Raw genomic sequence first — 18883 nt, 5'->3', positions numbered from 1 at the left:
CTAGAACAGACGTTCGTGAGTAGTGCGCGGGGCCTTGCCTTGCGCTTGGTAAAAGACGAGGGGAGGTTGGCTTGGTTATTTTAGGCATTGACCCCGGTTTGGCTCATACGGGTTGGGGGATTATCGAGGAGCGGCGTGGCGAGGTTCGCTGCCGTGCCTATGGCTGCATCGAGACCAGCGCGGGTAGTCCGCTCGCGGTGCGCCTGTCGCATATCGCCCGCGACCTCAAGGGTGTCGTGGAGCGCTATCGACCCGATACCGCTGCTATCGAGAGCATTTACTTTGGCGCCAACGTTCGCTCGGCCATCCCTACGGCGCATGCCCGCGGCGCCGCGCTCGTGGCGCTTTCGGAATGCGCGCTCGAGATTGGCGAGTATACGCCTATGCAGATTAAGCAGGCTGTTGTGGGCACCGGCGCTGCGGACAAACGGCAGGTCGCGTATATGGTTCGTACGCTCACGCAGCTCGATCACGACCCGCATCCCGACCATGCCGCCGATGCCCTGGCCTGCGCCATCTGCCACGTTAACCTCAGCCGCACCCGCGCCCTCACCGGCGGCGAGTTCTATCAACAGAGAGGAACCGGATACTGATGATTTCCCAGCTCCATGGAACGCTTGTCGAGGCCACGATGAGCTCGGCCGTCGTCGACGTGTCGGGCGTTGGCTTTGAACTCGGCATCTCGGGCAGCACTGCGGCCACGTTGCCGACGCCCGGCGGCGAGGTCCGCCTCTACACGCGTATGCAGGTGCGCGAGGACGCCATGACACTTTTCGGTTTTTCCTCAAAGGATGAGCGCACGATGTTCGATCGGCTCGTGTCCGTCTCGGGTGTCGGTCCGCGCCTGGCGCTTGCCGTGCTCTCCACCTATACCGTAGGACAGCTGTATTCCCTGGTGATGGCCGAGGACGACAAGGGCATGGCCAAGGTGCCCGGCGTGGGCAAAAAGACCGCCCAGCGCCTCATCTTGGAGCTCAAGAGCACCTTTGCCAAGGACAAGGGCTTTGTGCCGGTCGATGCGATCCCCGGTCAGGTTGCGATGCCCGTGCCCGCCGCCGCTCCTTCGGCGATCGATGACGCCCGTGCGGCGCTCCTTTCCATGGGCTTTAGCCCGCAGGAGACCGAGGTTGCCCTGAGCGGGTATGATGGGCAGGATATGCGTGTCGAGGATCTGCTCGGCGCGGCGCTTAAGCGACTTGGAATGGATGCGTGATGTGGGAAGCCGATGACTCTCAGGACCTGTGGGCGACGCCCGGCAATTCGCCGGCGGCATCCATGGCGCACGGTGAGCGCATGGTGGGCTCGGAGCTGACGTCCGAAGACCTCGATGTCGACCGTACCCTGCGTCCCCAGCGCCTGGACGACTACTGCGGTCAGGAGCATATCAAGCAGAGTCTGCGCGTGCTTATCGAAGCGGCGCAGAGCCGTGGCGAGACGCTCGACCACGTGATCTTTTCGGGCCCTCCGGGTCTGGGCAAGACCACGCTGGCCACCGTTATCGCCAACGAGCTGGGCGCTCAGATCAAGACGACGAGCGGCCCGGCCATCGCGCGCACCGGCGACCTGGCGGCTATCCTTACCAACTTGCAGCCGGGTGACGTGCTGTTTATCGACGAGATCCACCGTCTTAATCGTTCGGTCGAGGAAGTCCTGTATCCCGCTATGGAGGACTTTGCGCTCGATATCGTGATCGGTAAAGGCCCGGCCGCACGTTCGATTCGCCTGGATATCCCTAAGTTTACGCTGGTGGCGGCAACGACCCGCTCGGGTATGCTGACCGGCCCGCTGCGCGACCGCTTTGGCATTTCGTATCGCCTGGACTACTACACGGTCGAGGAGCTCGCCCAGATCGTGACGCGCTCGGCAACCATTCTGGGCGTGACGATCGATCATCCGAGTGCGCTCGAGATCGGCTCACGTTCGCGTGGCACGCCGCGCTTGGCCAACCGTCTGCTCAAGCGTGTGCGCGACTATGCGCAGGTACGCGGCAACGGTCCTATTGAGCTTGACATTTGCCGTCAGGCACTCGAGTTCTTCGAGATTGATGAGCTTGGTCTGGACTGGATGGATATTCGCATTTTGGAGACACTCGCTAAGACGTTCTCCGGACGTGCCGTGGGCCTGACAACGCTTGCCAGCGCGGTGGGCGAGGACCCGGGAACGCTCGAGGATGTCTATGAGCCCTATCTGCTGCAGTGCGGCTTGATGATTCGCGCGCCCCAGGGCCGCCAGGCAACGCTTCGCACCTTTGAGCACTTGGGGATTGAACCTACCATTTAGGGCGCTTTGTTTTGGCGGGCTGTTAAGCTATCGCTGAGCATTGGATAAACATATCGCCATTCATCGGTTACGGGTGTTTTACTATTGCGCGCCCGTGCTATGCTGAATTGGTCTTTTTCTCATTCGGTAACGAAAGGACCGCCCATGCCTACTGACATCGAAATCGCACGTTCCGTCACACCGCTGCCCATTACCGAGGTGGCCAAGAACGCCGGTGTCGACGTAAAGCACCTGATTCCGTACGGCTTCGACAAGGCTAAGGTCGACTACTCTCTGCTTAATGAGCCAACTGATCACCAGGCCAAGCTCGTCCTCGTGACCGCCATCAACCCCACGCCTGCGGGCGAGGGTAAGACCACCACGACCATCGGTCTGGCCGATGGCCTGCGCCGTCGCGGCGTCAAGAGTGCTGTGGCCCTGCGTGAGCCTTCGCTCGGTCCCGTCTTTGGCGTCAAGGGCGGTGCCGCCGGCGGCGGCTGGGCGCAGGTCATCCCCATGGAGGACATCAACCTGCACTTTACCGGTGACTTCCATGCCATCGGTGCTGCCAACAACCTGCTGGCCGCCATGCTTGATAACCACATCCAGCAGGGCAACCAGCTCGGTATCGACGTTAAACGCATCACTTGGAAGCGCGTCGTCGATATGAACGACCGTCAGCTGCGCCACGTCATCGACGGTATTGGCGGTAAGGCCCAGGGCGTGCCGCGCGAGGACGGCTTCGATATCACCGTCGCCTCCGAGGTCATGGCAATCCTGTGCCTGTCTACGAGCATTAACGACCTCAAGGAGCGCCTGGGCGAGATCGTCGTCGGCTACAGCTTTGCCGGCGAGCCCGTCCGTGCCCGCGACCTTAAGGCCCAGGGTGCCATGGCCGCGTTGCTTAAGGACGCGCTCAAGCCCAACCTGGTGCAAACGCTCGAGGGCACGCCCGCGTTTGTCCACGGCGGTCCCTTCGCCAACATTGCCCACGGCTGCAACTCTATCATGGCCACGCGTATGGCGATGCGCTTTGGCGATGTCGCCATTACCGAGGCCGGCTTCGGTGCCGATCTGGGTGCCGAGAAGTTCCTCGACATCAAGTGCCGCATGACGGGCGTTCGCCCCAGCGCCGTCGTGATCGTCGCGACCGCTCGTGCGCTGAAGTACAACGGTGGCGTCGCCAAGGCCGACCTCAACGAGGAGAACCTCGAGGCACTCAAGGCCGGCATGCCCAACCTGCTGCGTCACGTCGACAACATCCAGAACGTTTATGGTCTGCCCTGTGTGGTCGCCATCAACCGCTTCCCGACGGACACCGAGGCTGAGCTTGCGCTCATCGAGTCCGAGTGCCAGAAGCTCGGCGTCAACGTTAAGCTTTCCGAGGTCTGGGCCAAGGGCGGCGAGGGCGCGCTCGAGCTTGCCGATGAGGTCATGCGTCTGATTGAGCAGCCGAGCGAGCTCAAGTTTGCCTATGAGGACGGCGCCGATGTCGCCGACGCTCTTGAGGCCATTGCCACCAAGGTCTACCGCGCCGATGGCGTTGACTTTACGCCGGCCGCCAAGCGCCAGCTCGCCGAGCTGCGCGAGAACGGCTTTGGCAACCTGCCGGTGTGCGTGGCCAAGACGCAGTACAGCTTTAGCGACAACGCCAAGGCCCTGGGCGCTCCCGAGAACTTCCGCATCACGGTGCGTGAGCTCAAGGTTTCCGCCGGTGCCCACTTTGTGGTCGCACTGACCGGCAGTGTTCTGACCATGCCGGGCCTGCCCAAGGTCCCCGCGGCTGAGAACATCGACGTTGACAACGACGGCAACATCACCGGCCTGTTCTAAGCTTGTTGCCCATAGCTGCTTGCCCGCCCCGTCGCGCCTACCAAAGCCCGGCGGGGCTTTTTCCTTCGTCCCCAAGGGATCATTTTTTGCGGCGGCAATGTTGCGCAACAAGAATGGGGATTTCTCTCGTACGGTGTAGTTGGAAGAACTGCGCGGGCGCATTGCGGCTGCGGCGAGAGACGGGAGATGCGATGTATTGCACCAAGTGCGGAGCTCAGATACCCGATGGCTCCATGTTTTGCACGAGCTGCGGCGCTCGCGTGGGCGGCGTTGAGGACCAAGCAGAGCCTGCGGCGTTTCCGGTAGGAGATGTGCCGGTGGACGACCCTGCGGGACGGCGCGCTCTTCAGGATGTCCCGTCTCCTGTGATCTGGGAACGTTTTCGTGAGCCTCCTTTGATCGTGGGACGTTTTTGTGGGTCTCCTATGACCGAGCCTGCTGAGGCCGCTCAGCCGCTTGTTCCGACGCCGCAGCCCAAGAAACCCAAGCACAAGGGCCGTATCGTCGCTGCCGTTATCGGCGGTGTTGCCGTTGTCGCCATTGTGGCGGCAATTGTCGTCGTACCGCGTATCGGGGCATCGTCCGAGGTGACTTCGGGCGGCAAGGGCTATGTTGTCTGCGCGTGCGAGACTAAAGTGCTGCCCAAGAACAGCAAGGGTAAAAAGCTCAAGAGCTATACCGTCGAGCTGGCGCCGGTGTCCGGCAAGGGCAAGAGCTACACCATCAAGGTCGATGGCGAGGACGGCTTTGCCATGGAGGACTTTGGCGAGCTGCCCGACCAGAAGTACCAGATGACCATCACCTCGGGCAAGGGCAAAAAGAAGAGCACGACCACCATGAAGGTCGACTATACCAAGGAAGGTTCGGACGCCCCCAAGAACGTCGAGCTCACGCAGTCCAAGAAGGAGGCCAAAGCCTCTGCCAAGGCAGCGGTCAAGACGGCAAACGAGCTGTTCACCGACAAAATCCTCGAGTATCAGAAAAAGTACGGCGAGGGTGAGGCTGTCGGGTTCGATGAATATGCGTATGGAGCCCAGGGTGTTGCTTACGCCAAGCTCATTGACTTTGATGGCGATGGTCAAGATGAGCTGCTGATTGAGTATTCCGATGAACCGGTGGACCGTGGGGATAACGCAGCCGCTGCGCATCTTGAGGTCTGGGCGTATAAGAATGGCGAGATTGAGAAGGTCTACACGCCAGAGGTAAACGTATCTCATCAGGAGGCGTGTGTGTCTGTCTGGCTTGATGAATACGAGGGCAAGATTGGTTTTTCGCAGTGGTATGACCATGGGACAGCAATTAAACAAAGCGATCTCTCTGGTGAAAGTGGTCCTTCTGCTCACGAATACCAAGTTAAATTCATTGGCTACGACGGCAAGTCATTCAAAGCCATGACCGATCTTGTTGCCCCGAATGAAGTCGGTTCTGCCTCTTTGGGCGGTTTTGGTTTCTTGTATGCCGACGAGAGCTCGGTTAACAGCACCATTGGCACGGTGGCCACGACGCTGGAGCAGCTGAAGTCTAAGGATGCCGGCGACGATGCGCAGGCGAGCTACGAGGCCGTCTCTGCCACGCAGGATGTCGACTTTACGGCTGCGGTTGGCGAAGGCCCGCTGAATCCGTCTCCCGATGACACATGTCAGATTACGGCTACGTGGACCTATCCCCAGGTGAAGGGCCAGGGCGTGGGTGTCGCCAAGTTCAACAAGGACATGGTCCAGCTCGTTGCGGATATGCTCGAAGCGAGCAAGCAGGCCTCGATGGATGACGAGGACAGCCGCGTGACCATGATGTACACCGCCGAGATCGTCTCGATCGATGGCGATATTGCCTGTGTGCGCACGTTTACCGACAGCTATCAACCTCCGTATCGATCAGAGCGAGTGACAAGGTCGGCGTACTACAACCTCAAGACGGGCGAGCAGGTTTCGCTCGAGGACTCGCTTGCGCAGCATGGGCTATCGTATGACACCCTCAAGAGCGAGGCCAGGCAGGCAATTAAGACGGCAAAGCCGGATATGGACTCCGTGTCCGAAGACAACATCGACGATGACGATAACTACACTGAGGACCATTTCTACTACGACGGCAAGGGCTATATCATCGTCCTCGATACTGGCGAGTTTGACTGCATGGCATGGGATACGCACGACTTGGTTGCGCACGCCTTCGACTCGAGCTATTCCAGCGGCCAGGACGTAACGCCCGAACGAGCCAGGGCCTCATACGTGCCCAACGAGTAGAACAAAGCGGCAGGGAGTAATCTGAATAGTCCCCGGTAGCGCAAAACACAGCGCCGTCGGGGACTTTTTGATCCCAAGGGGACGGAGGAAAACGGATCAAAAAGCCTAGCCGCGCTGGAGGCCGAAGAGTTTGGCGTTGCGCTCGGCGACCATCATATTGATGTCGGCGATTTCCATCTTGCCATCAATGTAGGGCTGGTAGGTGCCGTACGGATCGCCGGCTCCCAAGCTGCAGCTTCCGCAGTTATCGCAGCTGCCGTTGCCGCAACCCGCGAGTGCCAGCTTAATGATCTCCTCGCGCTCGGCGCGCGTTGTGTCTTTGATGAGCTTGCTTTTTGCCATGACGTTCCTCGATTCGCTTGTGACCGTCGGCCGCGCATGTCTTGTAGATACCGGCGGGATTTGCCCATCATAGGCTTTTGCGCGGGTAGAATGCATGGATAACTTGATGCTTACGGGCGACGGAAAGGAATCGTTGCATGGACCAGGATAAGACGACCGTAATGGGTGGCTACGGCTCCCCGCGGACGGGCAATGGCGCCGATGAGACCCGCGTCGTGCCGAATCCCGGCTACGCTGCCCCCGATGCGACCCAGGCCTCGGCCGATCCCACGCGCGTTGTGAATTGCGGGAACGCAGTGCAGGACCCGTATGGTGTCTCGTCGCAGAGCTCCTATGGCGACGCGGCGGCAGACCCTTATGATGACCTGCTGCAAAATCCCATTCCGCAACCTCAGCAGACGACATATATGCCGCGCACGGCACAGCCGCGCTACGGCTCGCGCGACCGATATGCGCGCGAGCCGTATCGTGAGTATCCCAAGTCCATCCCTCAGTATGGCGAGGACGAGGAGAAGAAGCCTTCGCGTTCGTCGAGCGTGATCAAGAAAATCCTGATCGTGCTGGCGGTCTTCTTTGCCCTGTCGGTTGTGTTTGCCATCGTGTCGGGCATGCTCAACAAGCGGGGCACCACGACTGATACCACGGCCGAGCAGACTGAGACTACCCAGTCCGGCACCGTCGACCTGAGCGATATCCCGGGTCAGTACTGGTCCAACGCCAAAAAGCTCCTCAAGTCGCGCGGGGCCGACCTTTCGAACGCCGTGATCCTGACCGACGACGGCTCGACGCCCGTTGTCGATGCCAACTGGGTCGTGACATCTGCCTACTATAACGACAACGGTAACCTCGAGGTCCAGCTCACGCGCAAGGACGGCTCGTCGGGTAATGCATCCGGCGACCAGGGCGGCGCGGACAGCTCGAGCTCCAACACGCTAGAGGACCTGAGCAACAAGGCACAGGAGCTTGGGGACAAGGCCCAAGAGCTGGGTGACACGGCTCAGAATCTCGGCGATACCGCACAGAACCTGGGCGATATGGCAACGAACGCCTGGGGTGCCCTGCAAAACGGTATTTCGGGCGCGCAGGGGAACTAGCGGTCGAGCGGCTAGAGCCTTAGCAGTGCAAGCAAAAACGGGGCGCAGGATTGCGTGACCGGGCGCGTAGGCGCGTTGGTCGTCGGTCCTGCGTCCCGTTTTGCTGCCGATTACAGCTGCTCGGCCGGACGGTCGGGCGAGCTGAAGCCCGAGTCAAATGTGACGACGCACGAGACATCGGGTCGGCGCTCGTGCACGATGCGCGTGACGAGCTCCAGCAGCTCCTCGTCGGATATGTCAAAGCCGTCGGGGCGCACCAGGTCAAACGAAACGAACCCGTCGTGCTCGTGCAGGTCGTGGATGGAGAGCGCGGGATCGATCTGCATGACGCCGCGCTTGACCCAGCCGCGCAGGTCGTCGCCGGTGGTGGCGATGGGGTCGCAGTGCAGCGTGATACCGATGCCCATCTGCCGTTTGATATCGTGCTCGATGGTGTCCAGGATCTCGTGATGTTCAAACGCGTCGCCCTCGCCGGGCATCTCCACGTGTGCGCTGGCAAACTGGCGGCCGGGGCCGTAGTCGTGCACCATGAGGTCGTGTGTGCCCAAGACCTGGGGGTACGACATGATCTTGTCGCGGATTGCCTGGACGAGCTTGGGGTCGGGCGCTTGCCCCAATAGCGGGCTGATAGCGTCGCGCACCAGGCCCATGCCGCTGATGCAGATGAAGATGCCCACGCCCAGGCCTGCCCAGCCATCGAGGTCAAAGCCGGTCGTCTGCGAAATAAGCGCTGCGGCCAGGACCGAGGCCGAGGCAATGACGTCGTTTTTGGAATCCTGCGCCGTGGCGATAAGCGTCTCGGAATCGATGCGGTTGCCCAGCGTGCGGTTGAACGCCGCCATCCAAAACTTGACGAGCATGGACAGGACAAGGGCTGCCATGGAGAGCGCCGAATACGCGGTGGGGGAAGGCTTGATGATCTTGGTAATGGATTCGAGCGCCAGGTTGATGCCGACGGCGCAAACGAGAACGGCGACAAACAGCCCCGCCAGGTACTCGTAGCGGCCGTGGCCATAGGGGTGCCCCTCGTCGGCCGGGCGGCTGGCAAGGCGGAATCCGAGCAGGCTCACGATGTTGCTCGAGGCGTCGGAAAGGTTGTTGAAGGCATCGGCGATAAGCGAGACGGAGCCAGCGAGCAGACCAGCTATGCCCTTGGCCAGGCACAGCGTGATGTTGAGACCGATGCAGATGAGGCTTGCGGCAAAACCCGCGTTGGTGCGGCAGGAGGTATCGACCGGCTCGCTTTCGCTGCCGGGAACAAGCGTATGTACCAGCCGATTTACAAATAGCATAACGATCGTCCTCACAATCATGTTTAAGGGGATAGTGTAGCTCGCACAGACGCAACGTGTACCGATGCTCAGAAAATGCAGCAATGGTCTGCCGGCGCTAACGGGCGCGAGGCGGAGGGGCGATTATCCGCGCGCCTTCGAGTTCACTGAGCCTTCCCGTTCGACCGAGTGCTCCATTTTGGGCCACATGGGTATGGGCACGTGCCGATTTGCTCGACATACTTATTGTCGACAGCCCTGTGCAAAGGAGGACGTTTCCATGGACGAGATGTTTGCCATTAAATGCCAAAACTGCGGCGGCCCCATGTATTCGCACCAGGCAAAGCGCAGCTTTGAGTGCGCCTATTGCGAAACGGTTATTCCGTGGCAAGCGGACGCCGGGGAGCCCAAGAGCGCCCTGGGTATCCGTCATACGCCGCTGACGGTGGTTGACGGGCTGCTCAAGCTCACGCACGTCTCGCAGCTCGAGCGCCCAGAGGACCCGGACTGGTATTTCTTCAATTCGTACTGGCGCAATCAGTCGGTTCTGGAGCATCTGCTGTGGGAAGATCGCGGAACGGCGCAGGAGTTCCAAGAGGCGACGCACGTGAGCATTCCCTGTCCCTTCTGCGGCGCGTCCTTTGAGGGCGAGTCGACCCAACGCGTGTTTGAGTGCCCGTCCTGCGGCAACAAAATCGGTATGGCTGACCTTCTCAAGCCCGGCACGTTTAGTAAGCGCCTGACCATGGGCGTGGGTGCCGAATACGTTCCCGAACAGGGCGTCCCCTGTGAGATATCGCCGCAGCAGGCACGTGCCAACGCGCTGCAGCTGGTGCGCCAGTACCCTGATGCCTTTGCCGGGCACGACGTGGAAGACGCGATTCAAAACGACATGATGCTCTTCTATTTCCCCATGGCGCTGGCGGACCTGCGCATGATGGCGTCCTTCCCGGGAAAGGGCCTGAGCAAGGAGACCTTGGTGTACTACGAGGTGCTCGACTGGGCGTATCCGCGGGCAAACTACCTGGACGTTCACCTTATGGGCATTTTGGAGCCGTGGGACTTTGGCAAGGTGGGGTCGTTCGATCCCGCCATGCAGGAAGGTGACTTCCGCGTCGTTTCCGTCGATGCGTCCACCAAGGACCAGGTGATTATTGATAAGCTGGCGCTCGATATTGTCGGCAACGATGCCGAGGCGGTGCTGGGGCTCAATAAAAAGAGCATCCGCGCCTGGGCACGCAAGGCTCGCAAGCACAAGGACGGCCTGGTGATGGTACCGGTCTACTTTGTCGATCGCCCGGCGTCGGATAGCCGCGACGGCGAGCAGGTGCGCATTGCCGTGAACGGCCAGACGGGTCGCGCGGCCGCGGTAGTGTTTAGCGACAAGCGCGAGACGCATGTGGTGGCACCGCTCAATCCCAACGTGATGCTGTCGAGCGAAAGCACCGTGCACGCCACGCCCATCGAGGTCAAATACGTTAAATCGCCGTTTCTATACCAGATCGTGCGCCGTGGAGGCGGCGAGCAACCGCGCCAGGTGGCAGCGGCGGCCGAGGGTTCCTACCGAGAGGAGAAGCCCAAACGCAAGGGCTTGTTTGCGACGATTTTTGGTAAGTAGGGAAGTGGTGCTGGTTAGTCTTATGACGCGATAGCTAGGGGTGCGGGGCAGTTCGCAGAAGCGCGAGCTGCCCCGTTTTTGTGCGGCGAGACATGGCGTCCGAGCTGCCGTAGAGACTTAGCTAAATGGCTATTTAGCTGCTTGAGGTCGAGCTTTGAGACATCGATCTCGCCCGTCATGAGTTTGGGGAGAAGGGCGTCGCGAAGCTCCTCGAGTTGCTTCGAATTGCGTTCATTGACTTTTATCTGCTCATATAGCGGGTTTGCAAACGCACAGAAATCTTCGACGGCTTCCAAACCAGGGTTGGGAATCGGATATGTTAGCGTTGCTTTAGGCTGCGCCCTTTGGCGACTACCCGTTGAACCGGTGACATGCGCAAGAAGGAAGTCTCTAAAAGCTGGTGCGCCAATTGCGGCATAGTAGAAAGCTTTATGGACGGGGTTCTTTGGCTTGTAAACAATGAATTCCGTTGAACACACAGCCCGCTTGCTTGAGCAGGCAGGCATCCAAATTCTCCTGATACTAGGGTTAAGCCTGGAAATTAAGATGCTATTGGCATCAATAACATATTTGTTGCTTTTGATACCGTCAGCCAACTCAAAAACAGGCCGACGGTTTGCATCATAAGCGGGAATGCTGTAATGCTCCCAAATTTCTCCGTGACAGTTTTGCGGTTTCAATGTTTTTGTTGAAATCGAGAGAACCTTACCGAGATCAATAGACGATTCAATCTCGCCAAATCGTCTAGAGAACTCAAGCGCGGCCAGCTCTTCTAAATAGCCATTTACTTCACTATGTACAACGCGCCGTCCACACTGTGGCTATCGTACTCGACGAAAGGAACAGCGTGGAAACTGTCATCAATACCGTACTTTCGGAAATGCAGGGCCTTCTCGACCCACACCAGCTCAAACATCTAACCATTACGCTTAGACAGGCACTCGGACCGAAACAAACAGAGCCAGGGCAAGATCTGCTTGCGCTCTTTCTCACCGCTAAAGAGGTCGAGGGATGCTCTTCTAAAACCATTGCATACTATGAGGCTACCTTACGGCATATGAACACAGCGCTTGCTAAGCCCTATACCCAGGTTGAGAGCGACAACTTGCGCCGTTATCTCAATGATTACGAGGTGAAACGCGGTTCTAGTAAGGTCACAATCGATAATATACGTCGCATCATGTCGAGTTTCTTTTCGTGGCTTGAAGATGAGGATTACATTGTGAAAAGTCCTGTAAGGCGCATTCGTCGCGTCAAAACAGCTCAAGTAACCAAAGAGGTGCTTAGCGATGAGGAACTGGAGGTATTGCGAGACGCCTGTGAGTCCAAGCGAGATCTTGCCATCGTTGATCTACTCGCTTCGACGGGTATGCGTATTGGCGAACTTGTGCGACTCGACAGGAAGGATGTCAATCTGCACGAGCGCGAATGCCTTGTAATGGGAAAGGGAAATAAGCAGCGCCCCGTTTACTTCGATGCGCGCGCTAAGCTTCATCTTACGGAATATCTTTCGAGCCGTGCTGACAAGAGTCCTGCATTATTTGTCGCGCTCGATTCCTCAGCTCGACGTATTACGGTGGGGAGCATAGAACTCCGTTTACGTGACCTAGGCAGAAGCGCCGGTATCAACCGCGTTCATCCGCATAAGTTTCGCCGTACGCTTGCCACCCATGCTATCGACAAGGGAATGCCCATAGAGCAGGTGCAAAAGCTGTTGGGCCATGCGAAAATAGACACAACCATGTACTACGCCATGGTTAATCAGAGCAATGTGAAGGCTTCGCATAGGAAGTATTTGGAATGAAGCTTGGGGATATTTGCAGCAAAATCGGTAGCGGCGCTACGCCCCGCGGCGGCAAGGACTCATACAAGGATTCTGGTATGGCCATCATAAGGAGCCAGAACGTTTTCGATTGGAGCTTTAGCTCTAGCGGTCTTGCGTTCATCGACGATGACCAGGCGGAGGCTCTTTCGAGCGTTGAGGTCAAACATGGCGACGTGCTTCTTAATATTACTGGGCGATTCTGTGGCGCGTGCTTGTATCGTTCCATCAAAATTCTTGCCTGCCAGGGTAAATCAACATGTGGCTATTATTCGGGCAAATGACAAAGCTAACAACCTGTTCCTCCTCGCTTGGTTGCAGGCGAACAAGGGTATCCTTCTAAAGCTCGCGTCCTCTGGCGCGACACGAAATGCTCTGACCAAGAGAATGCTAGAGAACCTGGACGTCAATCTTCCGCCGATCGACGTCCAGAATAAGGTTGCGGCATTTATCGATTCGATTCAAGCCAAGATTACCCTCAACACTAAGCTAAATGGCTATTTAGAAGAACAGTGCGAAGCGGTTGCCAATCACGAAAAAGGCCTCGCTGTCGAGCTTTCCTCGCTATGCGATTTAGTGAAAGAAAAAGCCGATTACAATGAGGCTGACTTTGATACCTACGTTTCAACAGAGTCTCTGCTCCCTGGCAAGAAGGGTAGGCAGGCACCGTCGTCCCTGCCCCAAACCGGAAAAGTTACGGTCTACAAGGCCGGGGACATTCTGGTTTCGAACATTCGCCCATACTTTAAAAAAATTTGGTATGCAGACCGAACTGGAACCTGCTCGGGTGATGTCCTAGTGTTTAGAGCCAAGCAGCCGGAGCAGTCCGGTTACCTCTATTCATGCATGCGCAGCGATGCTTTCTTCGATTACGTCATGAAGGGCGCAAAGGGCACAAAGATGCCAAGAGGGGACAAAAAGCAGATGCTCACTTATAAAGTTGCGAGTAATCCAAGTGGAGCAACCGTTGATTTTATTGAATCAGCGCTTAGCCAAGCATCAAGCTCAAGTAAAGAGAACCATCGTCTTGCCGCTCTTCGTGACAATCTCCTCCCTAAATTAATGTCAGGAGAAATCGACGTCTCGAAGGTCGATCTCAAGCAGCTAAATAGCCATTTAGCTTAGTGTTGAGATGTATCTTGCGATAGATGCAGTCAGCAAAATGGGTCACTTTATCTCTGGCGGCTTCGTCAAGAACGGGGACCGGCAGCGCTTTAAGCCTATCGGTCGCTAGTTTCCCAGCACCAATGCCCGTTGTCTCCAGCATTGCGGAAATGGAAGGCTCCAGCGATGTGAGTGCATAAAAAAGATACCTATTTGATATGCCTTTAGCGGCTGAGTTGACGCACTTTATATCTTGATTAAATGCGACTTCCTTTCCGGCTATAGCAAGTGGTATTCGTTTAAACAGCCCGCTACCTCTCGTTAAAAGCAACAGTGAGCCCTTTGGCGCTAATTTGCTACCAGCCTCAAGGCCTTCCTTAGTAATTGCAAGGTCGCTCTCATAGACCGTATCCCCCACAAGCGTCTTTGCGCTAATCCAGGGTATAGAACCATCCCAGTATCTTTTGTTCTTTTTGCTCGGGGTTCCGCCCGACTCAAACTTAGCTATTTCGCCCAGTGGGACATAAGATGCCCTACATCCCATAACCAACCGCCTCCAAGTTCTCCTTGATTTGCTCCTGCAAGCGGTTGGACTCTTCAAAGCACTTTGCAATCTCGCTAGTCAGGCGTGCCATCTTCTCTTCAAATGGTTCGCCGTCGTCTTCGGCCTCAGCAATGCCTACGTAGCGACCGGGTGTCAGGATGAAATCTTGCTTGGCGATTTCATCCAAATCCGCTATGGCGCTGAACCCCTTCACGGGCTCGAACTCGCCCTTACGGAAGGAGTCGAATGCGGATGCAACTTTGTTGATGTCCTCTTCGGTAAACTCGCGTAGTTTACGAGAGACCATGGTGCCCATTTCGCGGGCATCGATGAATAGCGTCTTGCCGGACTGAGCCTTCTTCTTGTTCAGGATCCACAGACACACGGGAATTTGGGTGCTGTAGAACAGCTGCCCCGGCATGGCTACAATGCCCTCGACCAAATCGTCCTCTACGATAGCGCGTCGAATATCGCCCTCGCCGCTCGTCTGGCTCGAGAGCGACCCGTTTGCCAATACAAGGCCAATCTTACCTGTGCTGTTAAGATGCCAAATCATATGCTGCATCCAAGCGAAGTTGGCGTTGCCCGTGGGCGGCATGCCGTACTTCCAACGTACGTCTTCCTGCAGCGCTTCGCCGCCCCAGTTCTTGAGGTTGAAGGGTGGGTTTGCCAACACATAGTCAAACTTTTCATTCTTGTGCTGGTCGGCGCTGAAGGTGTCTGCATAGTTGCCCAAATCGGCCTCGATGCCGCGAATACCGAGGTTCATCTTTGCGAGCTTCCACGTGGTAGGGTTGCTCTCCTGGCCAAAGATGGTGATGTCCTGTACTACGTTGCCGCCATGGTGCTCGACGAAGGCGGCGGACTGTACGAACATGCCTCCGCTGCCGCAGCAGGGGTCGTACACACGACCGTGGAAAGGCTGGAGGATTTCAACCAGCGTGCGCACGATACACGACGGCGTATAGAACTCGCCGGCGTTTTTGCCCTCCATTGATGCGAATTTCTGCAGGCAATATTCGTATGCGCGCCCTAACAGGTCTTTCTCACTCTCGTTATCGGTCATTTGTACGTTTGTGAATAAGTCAACGACGTCGCCCAAGCGCCGCTTGTCTAGTTCGGGGCGAGCGAAGTTTTTGGGCAGCACGTCTTTGAGCTTGTCGTTTTCGCGCTCGATGGCGCGCATGGCATTGTCAATGATCTGGCCAACTTCGGGCGTATGCGCCGCCTGTGAGATATTCACCCAACGTGCTTCTTCGGGAACGAAGAAGACATTCTGCTCCATGTAGCAGTCGCGATCCTCCTCGTCGCCGTAACCCTCTTCGACGAGCTCTAGATAGCGTTCGTCGAAACGGTCCGAGAGGTACTTCAGGAAAATGAGGCCTAATACGACGTTTTTGTACTCGGCAGCGTCCAAGTTGCCACGCAGCACATCTGCAGCGTTCCACAGTTGATCCTCAAAGCCGACGTCGGCCGTGTTCTTCTTGGTGTCCTTAGCCTTGCTTTTAGCCATGCTGTTTTAACTCCCTATGCTGCATTGTCGGCCCAGAGTTCGCACTGATCCATCACGGTGGCCAGTGCCGACTCCATGCCCTCTGGCGGATACTTATGATGTTTGAGCAGGCGCTTGATTGCAACACGCATGGCAGCACGAGCACTTTGCTTTTTCTGCCAATCGACCGTGCGCATTTCGCGCATCTTCGCGGCGAGCTCTTGCGTGATGGCGACCAGCTCGTCATTTCTTTCGCGATAATAATCAGCGACTGCTTGCGGTTGTGTTAGCGCCTCGTAAAACGCAAACTCCTCTTCGCTAAGCCCAAGCGCCTTTGCCTTTTGGTTTTCGGAAAGCATCTCTTTCGCCATCTTGAGCATTTCTTCGAATACCTCAGCGTTTGTGAGCTGCCCGTTGAGATAGCCATTTACCATGCTTTGCATGAGTTCCGAGTACTTTTTTGCCTGCGTTATGCTCTTTCTGCGGTAGCCCTTAATCTGGTCGTCGATGAGTTTTTTCAACAGCTCGTAAGCCAGGTTCCTCTCTTTCATACGCGAGAGGCTCGACAGAAACTTGGGATCAAAAATCGAAACCGTTTCGTCTTCCACCTTAAACAAGTCTATTACGCCGTCGGTATGGACGATGTTCTGTTCGAGTAGTGCATTGATGCGGTCATTTACCTGCTTAAGGGTAAGTTTGCCTCCGTTTTTGCTGCGGGTGCCGCCCTGCTCGGTGAGCTGAAGGATAAGTTCTCGAACAACCTGGAAATAGCCAGCCTCGACGCGCTGCATGTCTGTTGCGCGACTTTTGGCGAGTCCATAGGCTTTGAGCATGACTCCTGCCTGCTCAACAAAGTCGCGGGTGATATCTTCGTCGCCGGGTGCAAGGATATGATTTACTCCACCCGTTATGAGTTCGCTTCGACGTGCGGCGGACTCGGTGCTCATGAATTCCGAATAATCGTAACCAAACATTTTGTCGCGACAGACCGCCAGTTTTTCCAAGAACTTGGGATAGGCGGTTTTCCCGATATCCATGTCGCCGTATTTCTTTTGGTCGCGCTTGGTGTAGTCCTTCATGGCGCGTTTAAGGGCGTTAGCTATGCCTACGTAGTCAACAACCAGTCCGCCAACCTTGTCTTTATATACTCGGTTTACGCGTGCGATTGCCTGCATCAGGTTATATCCGCGCATGGGTTTATACACATACATAGTGGCAAGGCTCGGCACGTCAAAACCGGTGAGCCACATGTCTACGACGATTACGATTTTAAGCGGGTCGGCGTCATCCTTAAACCGCTTTGCCATCTCCTTAACATGGGCCTTATTGCCTACGACGTCGAACCACCACTCGGGGTCTTGATTGCCCATGGTCATGACAACGCCGAGCTTGCCCTCGTCCTTCCAAGAGGGTCGCAGCTCGCATATACGTTGATATATAGCCATGGCAGCGGGGCGCGAATACGCAACGATCATTGCCTTGCCGGTGAGTTCGTGCGCACGGTTGGTCTCATAGTGCTCTACGATGTCCTGACATAGGGCATCGATGACTTCTGGTGCACCTAGAACGGCGTCTAGATTTGCAAAGTTACGCTTGCTTGCGTCAATGGTTTCGGCATTAGCCTGCTCGGTGAGCTTTTCGTACTCATCGTCAACTTTTGCAAGGATGCCCTGATCCAGCTTGAGTGCGACAACGCGGCTCTCGTAGAACACGGGTCGAGTTGCGTTGTCCTCTACTGCCTGAGTCATGTCGTAGACGTCAATATAATCGCCGAAAACCTCGCGAGTCGATCGATCTTCGGCAGAAATAGGGGTACCGGTAAAGCCGATGAAAGTCGCATTCGGAAGGGCGCGGCGGATGAGCAACGCGGTGCCCGTGTGCTTCTTGCCGTCACGGTCGTATTTCTCCTCGAACCCGTACTGCCCGCGGTGCGCTTCATCTACCATCACGACGACGTTCTTGCGCTCGGAGAGGGCGATGGCCTCCTCCTCGAACTTCTGCATGGTGGTGAAAATGATGCCGTTGGCGCGGCGACTCGAGATCTGCTGCGCAAGGTCGGCGCGGCTCTGCGCCTGAACGGGCGTCTGGCGCAGGAAGTCTGAGCATCTGGAGAACTGCGCGAACAGTTGCGAGTCGAGGTCGTTGCGGTCGGTGATTACTACGATGGTGGGGCTGTCGAGTTTCTCTTCGAGCAGATGGGCAAGGAAAACCATCGAAAGCGACTTGCCCGAGCCCTGCGTGTGCCAGAAGACGCCGCCCTTGCCGTCGCCGCCGATGGCCTCATGCACGCTCTCGAGCGCTTTGTTCACCGCGAAGTACTGATGGTATCCCGCGAGGATTTTCGCGTCCTCGGAGAACAGAATGAAGTTCTTCAGGATGTCGATGAGCCGCTCCTTGGGGAACATGCCGTCCAGAGGCGTCTTCCAATCGGCGTACTGGGTGGCCTCGTAGCTTCCATCGACGCTCTTCCACTCAACGAAGCGCGACTCGTTGGCGGTGATTGTGCCAACCTTGGTGTGAAGCATGTCACTGGTGACGCAGAAGGCGTTGTACACGAAAAGCGATGGAATCTGTCGTTTGTAGTTTTGAATCTGTTGGTAGGCATCTTCGCTGTCAGCGTCGGCTCGAGCGGGCGACTTCAATTCAAAGAGAACGAGCGGAAGACCGTTAACGAATACGATGACATCTGGACGTTTGTTGGTGCCGCGTTCGATGTAGGTCCACTGGTTAACAACGTGGAAGCTGTTCTTTTCGGGATTGCCGTAATCGACCAAGCGCACGATGTCTGTATGCTCTTCTTTGCCGTCAAACCAGCTTGCCTCCACACCGTTCTGCAGCATGTCCATAAAGATGCTGTTCTTGGCGATGAGGTCGCTGCCCTCGATTTCCTTTAGTCTAGTTATTGAGGCATCAATCGCGCGTCGGTTGAGCGTGGGGTTAATGCTCTCAAGAGCGGGCCCAATGACGTCAGGCAGGAAGGCGTCGTCAAACGCGTCGGAGGAACGGGCGACATCAGGTCCATAGAGGTGCTCGTATCCCAGACTCGTTTGCAAGTGGTCAATGATGCCTTGTTCGAAAGCATCCTCATTAAATGACGTTGAGGAGCTGTAATCGACAGCAATCATGCGCACTCCTTACCTTATGCTTCCACGACGCTGGTGAGCCTGTCCACCATTGCATTCTAGCAGTTAATCTTGTATATATTGGTATATCTGACACCCGTTAGTTGCCATTTGGCCTATTGGCTGATCGTGCCCGAAT

General features: G+C 56.8%; 15 protein-coding genes. 9 read left to right on the top strand and 6 right to left on the bottom strand.

Translation table 11 applies throughout. From position 1 onward, the window contains the following. The first annotated feature begins 71 nt into the window (after positions 1-71). The 5 genes from ruvC to DW821_RS01400 all read left to right on the top strand — a co-directional run bounded on the left by ruvC (position 72) and on the right by DW821_RS01400 (position 6335). A complete protein-coding gene (gene ruvC / locus DW821_RS01420) occupies positions 72-593 on the top strand; it encodes a crossover junction endodeoxyribonuclease RuvC (protein ID WP_035137351.1) in 522 nt (173 codons plus the stop codon). After that, positions 593-1213, top strand: coding sequence for a Holliday junction branch migration protein RuvA (ruvA, locus tag DW821_RS01415; protein WP_118065143.1), 621 nt, complete (start codon positions 593-595; stop codon positions 1211-1213). The genes ruvC and ruvA overlap by 1 nt, the downstream gene beginning before the upstream one ends. Continuing rightward, positions 1213-2280, top strand: coding sequence for a Holliday junction branch migration DNA helicase RuvB (gene ruvB / locus DW821_RS01410; RefSeq protein WP_118065141.1), 1068 nt, complete (start codon positions 1213-1215; stop codon positions 2278-2280). Before ruvA ends, ruvB begins: the two co-directional genes overlap by 1 nt. Positions 2281-2424: 144 nt before the next feature. After that, on the top strand, positions 2425-4092 hold the full coding sequence (locus DW821_RS01405) for a formate--tetrahydrofolate ligase (RefSeq protein WP_118065139.1): 1668 nt from the start codon (positions 2425-2427) through the stop codon (positions 4090-4092). 191 nt (positions 4093-4283) lie between these two features. After that, on the top strand, positions 4284-6335 hold the full coding sequence (locus DW821_RS01400) for a zinc ribbon domain-containing protein (protein WP_158567522.1): 2052 nt from the start codon (positions 4284-4286) through the stop codon (positions 6333-6335). A gap of 105 nt (positions 6336-6440) precedes the next feature. On the opposite strand, the gene DW821_RS01395 is transcribed toward DW821_RS01400, so the two are convergent. Next, positions 6441-6677: a hypothetical protein gene (locus DW821_RS01395; RefSeq protein ID WP_118065135.1), complete on the bottom strand. Its 237-nt coding sequence runs from the start codon at positions 6675-6677 to the stop codon at positions 6441-6443. A 137-nt stretch (positions 6678-6814) separates the two neighbouring features. Between DW821_RS01395 and DW821_RS01390 the strand changes: the two genes are divergently transcribed. Beyond that, a complete protein-coding gene (locus DW821_RS01390; protein ID WP_118065133.1) occupies positions 6815-7771 on the top strand; it encodes a hypothetical protein in 957 nt (318 codons plus the stop codon). Between the two features lie 110 nt (positions 7772-7881). Here DW821_RS01390 and DW821_RS01385 read toward each other — a convergent pair whose 3' ends face one another. Further along, a complete protein-coding gene (locus DW821_RS01385) occupies positions 7882-9063 on the bottom strand; it encodes a cation diffusion facilitator family transporter (RefSeq protein ID WP_118065131.1) in 1182 nt (393 codons plus the stop codon). A gap of 259 nt (positions 9064-9322) precedes the next feature. Here DW821_RS01385 and DW821_RS01380 point away from each other — a divergent pair, with 259 nt between their 5' ends. Next, positions 9323-10660, top strand: coding sequence for a hypothetical protein (locus DW821_RS01380; protein WP_118065129.1), 1338 nt, complete (start codon positions 9323-9325; stop codon positions 10658-10660). 20 nt (positions 10661-10680) lie between these two features. Here DW821_RS01380 and DW821_RS01375 read toward each other — a convergent pair whose 3' ends face one another. Next, positions 10681-11340, bottom strand: coding sequence for a hypothetical protein (locus DW821_RS01375; protein WP_147487017.1), 660 nt, complete (start codon positions 11338-11340; stop codon positions 10681-10683). Between the two features lie 200 nt (positions 11341-11540). On the opposite strand from DW821_RS01375, the gene xerA reads away from it, so the two are divergent. Together xerA and DW821_RS01365 are read left to right on the top strand one after the other, a co-directional pair. After that, positions 11541-12464 (top strand): site-specific tyrosine recombinase/integron integrase, encoded by a 924-nt coding sequence (xerA, locus tag DW821_RS01370; protein ID WP_118065187.1) that lies wholly within the window; start codon positions 11541-11543, stop codon positions 12462-12464. 186 nt (positions 12465-12650) lie between these two features. Further along, positions 12651-13607 (top strand): restriction endonuclease subunit S, encoded by a 957-nt coding sequence (locus tag DW821_RS01365; RefSeq protein WP_199584239.1) that lies wholly within the window; start codon positions 12651-12653, stop codon positions 13605-13607. On the opposite strand, the gene DW821_RS01360 is transcribed toward DW821_RS01365, so the two are convergent. The 3 genes from DW821_RS01360 to DW821_RS01350 are packed head-to-tail and all read right to left on the bottom strand — an operon-like array spanning position 13579 to position 18747. After that, the gene (locus DW821_RS01360; protein ID WP_118065125.1) at positions 13579-14130 is read right to left on the bottom strand and encodes a restriction endonuclease subunit S; all 552 of its coding nucleotides are present in this window, start codon (positions 14128-14130) and stop codon (positions 13579-13581) included. The two genes, DW821_RS01365 and DW821_RS01360, sit on opposite strands and share 29 nt — an antisense overlap. Next, positions 14120-15643: a class I SAM-dependent DNA methyltransferase gene (locus tag DW821_RS01355; protein ID WP_118065123.1), complete on the bottom strand. Its 1524-nt coding sequence runs from the start codon at positions 15641-15643 to the stop codon at positions 14120-14122. The genes DW821_RS01360 and DW821_RS01355 overlap by 11 nt, the downstream gene beginning before the upstream one ends. A 14-nt stretch (positions 15644-15657) precedes the next feature. Further along, positions 15658-18747 carry a type I restriction endonuclease subunit R gene (locus DW821_RS01350; RefSeq protein WP_118065121.1) on the bottom strand — a complete coding sequence of 1030 codons (3090 nt, stop codon included), beginning with the start codon at positions 18745-18747 and terminating at the stop codon, positions 15658-15660. Positions 18748-18883 lie beyond the last annotated feature (136 nt).

It is taken from the genome of Collinsella sp. AM33-4BH, assembly GCF_003469205.1.
Lineage (GTDB): Bacteria > Actinomycetota > Coriobacteriia > Coriobacteriales > Coriobacteriaceae > Collinsella.
Note: the sequence above shows the minus strand (reverse complement) of the source record. Positions and strands in the feature narration are given on the sequence as shown.

What these genes read in the sequence shown, in the direction of transcription:
- DW821_RS01360 (WP_118065125.1), bottom strand. Translation starts at nt 14,130, where the DNA reads ATGGGATGTAGGGCATCTTATGTCCCACTGGGCGAAATAGCTAAGTTT.
- DW821_RS01350 (WP_118065121.1), bottom strand. Translation starts at nt 18,747, where the DNA reads ATGATTGCTGTCGATTACAGCTCCTCAACGTCATTTAATGAGGATGCT.
- DW821_RS01355 (WP_118065123.1), bottom strand. Translation starts at nt 15,643, where the DNA reads ATGGCTAAAAGCAAGGCTAAGGACACCAAGAAGAACACGGCCGACGTC.
- ruvA (WP_118065143.1), top strand. Translation starts at nt 593, where the DNA reads ATGATTTCCCAGCTCCATGGAACGCTTGTCGAGGCCACGATGAGCTCG.
- xerA (WP_118065187.1), top strand. Translation starts at nt 11,541, where the DNA reads ATGCAGGGCCTTCTCGACCCACACCAGCTCAAACATCTAACCATTACG.
- ruvB (WP_118065141.1), top strand. Translation starts at nt 1,213, where the DNA reads ATGTGGGAAGCCGATGACTCTCAGGACCTGTGGGCGACGCCCGGCAAT.
- DW821_RS01385 (WP_118065131.1), bottom strand. Translation starts at nt 9,063, where the DNA reads ATGCTATTTGTAAATCGGCTGGTACATACGCTTGTTCCCGGCAGCGAA.
- DW821_RS01380 (WP_118065129.1), top strand. Translation starts at nt 9,323, where the DNA reads ATGGACGAGATGTTTGCCATTAAATGCCAAAACTGCGGCGGCCCCATG.
- DW821_RS01395 (WP_118065135.1), bottom strand. Translation starts at nt 6,677, where the DNA reads ATGGCAAAAAGCAAGCTCATCAAAGACACAACGCGCGCCGAGCGCGAG.
- DW821_RS01405 (WP_118065139.1), top strand. Translation starts at nt 2,425, where the DNA reads ATGCCTACTGACATCGAAATCGCACGTTCCGTCACACCGCTGCCCATT.
- DW821_RS01365 (WP_199584239.1), top strand. Translation starts at nt 12,651, where the DNA reads ATGGCGACGTGCTTCTTAATATTACTGGGCGATTCTGTGGCGCGTGCT.
- DW821_RS01390 (WP_118065133.1), top strand. Translation starts at nt 6,815, where the DNA reads ATGGACCAGGATAAGACGACCGTAATGGGTGGCTACGGCTCCCCGCGG.
- DW821_RS01400 (WP_158567522.1), top strand. Translation starts at nt 4,284, where the DNA reads ATGTATTGCACCAAGTGCGGAGCTCAGATACCCGATGGCTCCATGTTT.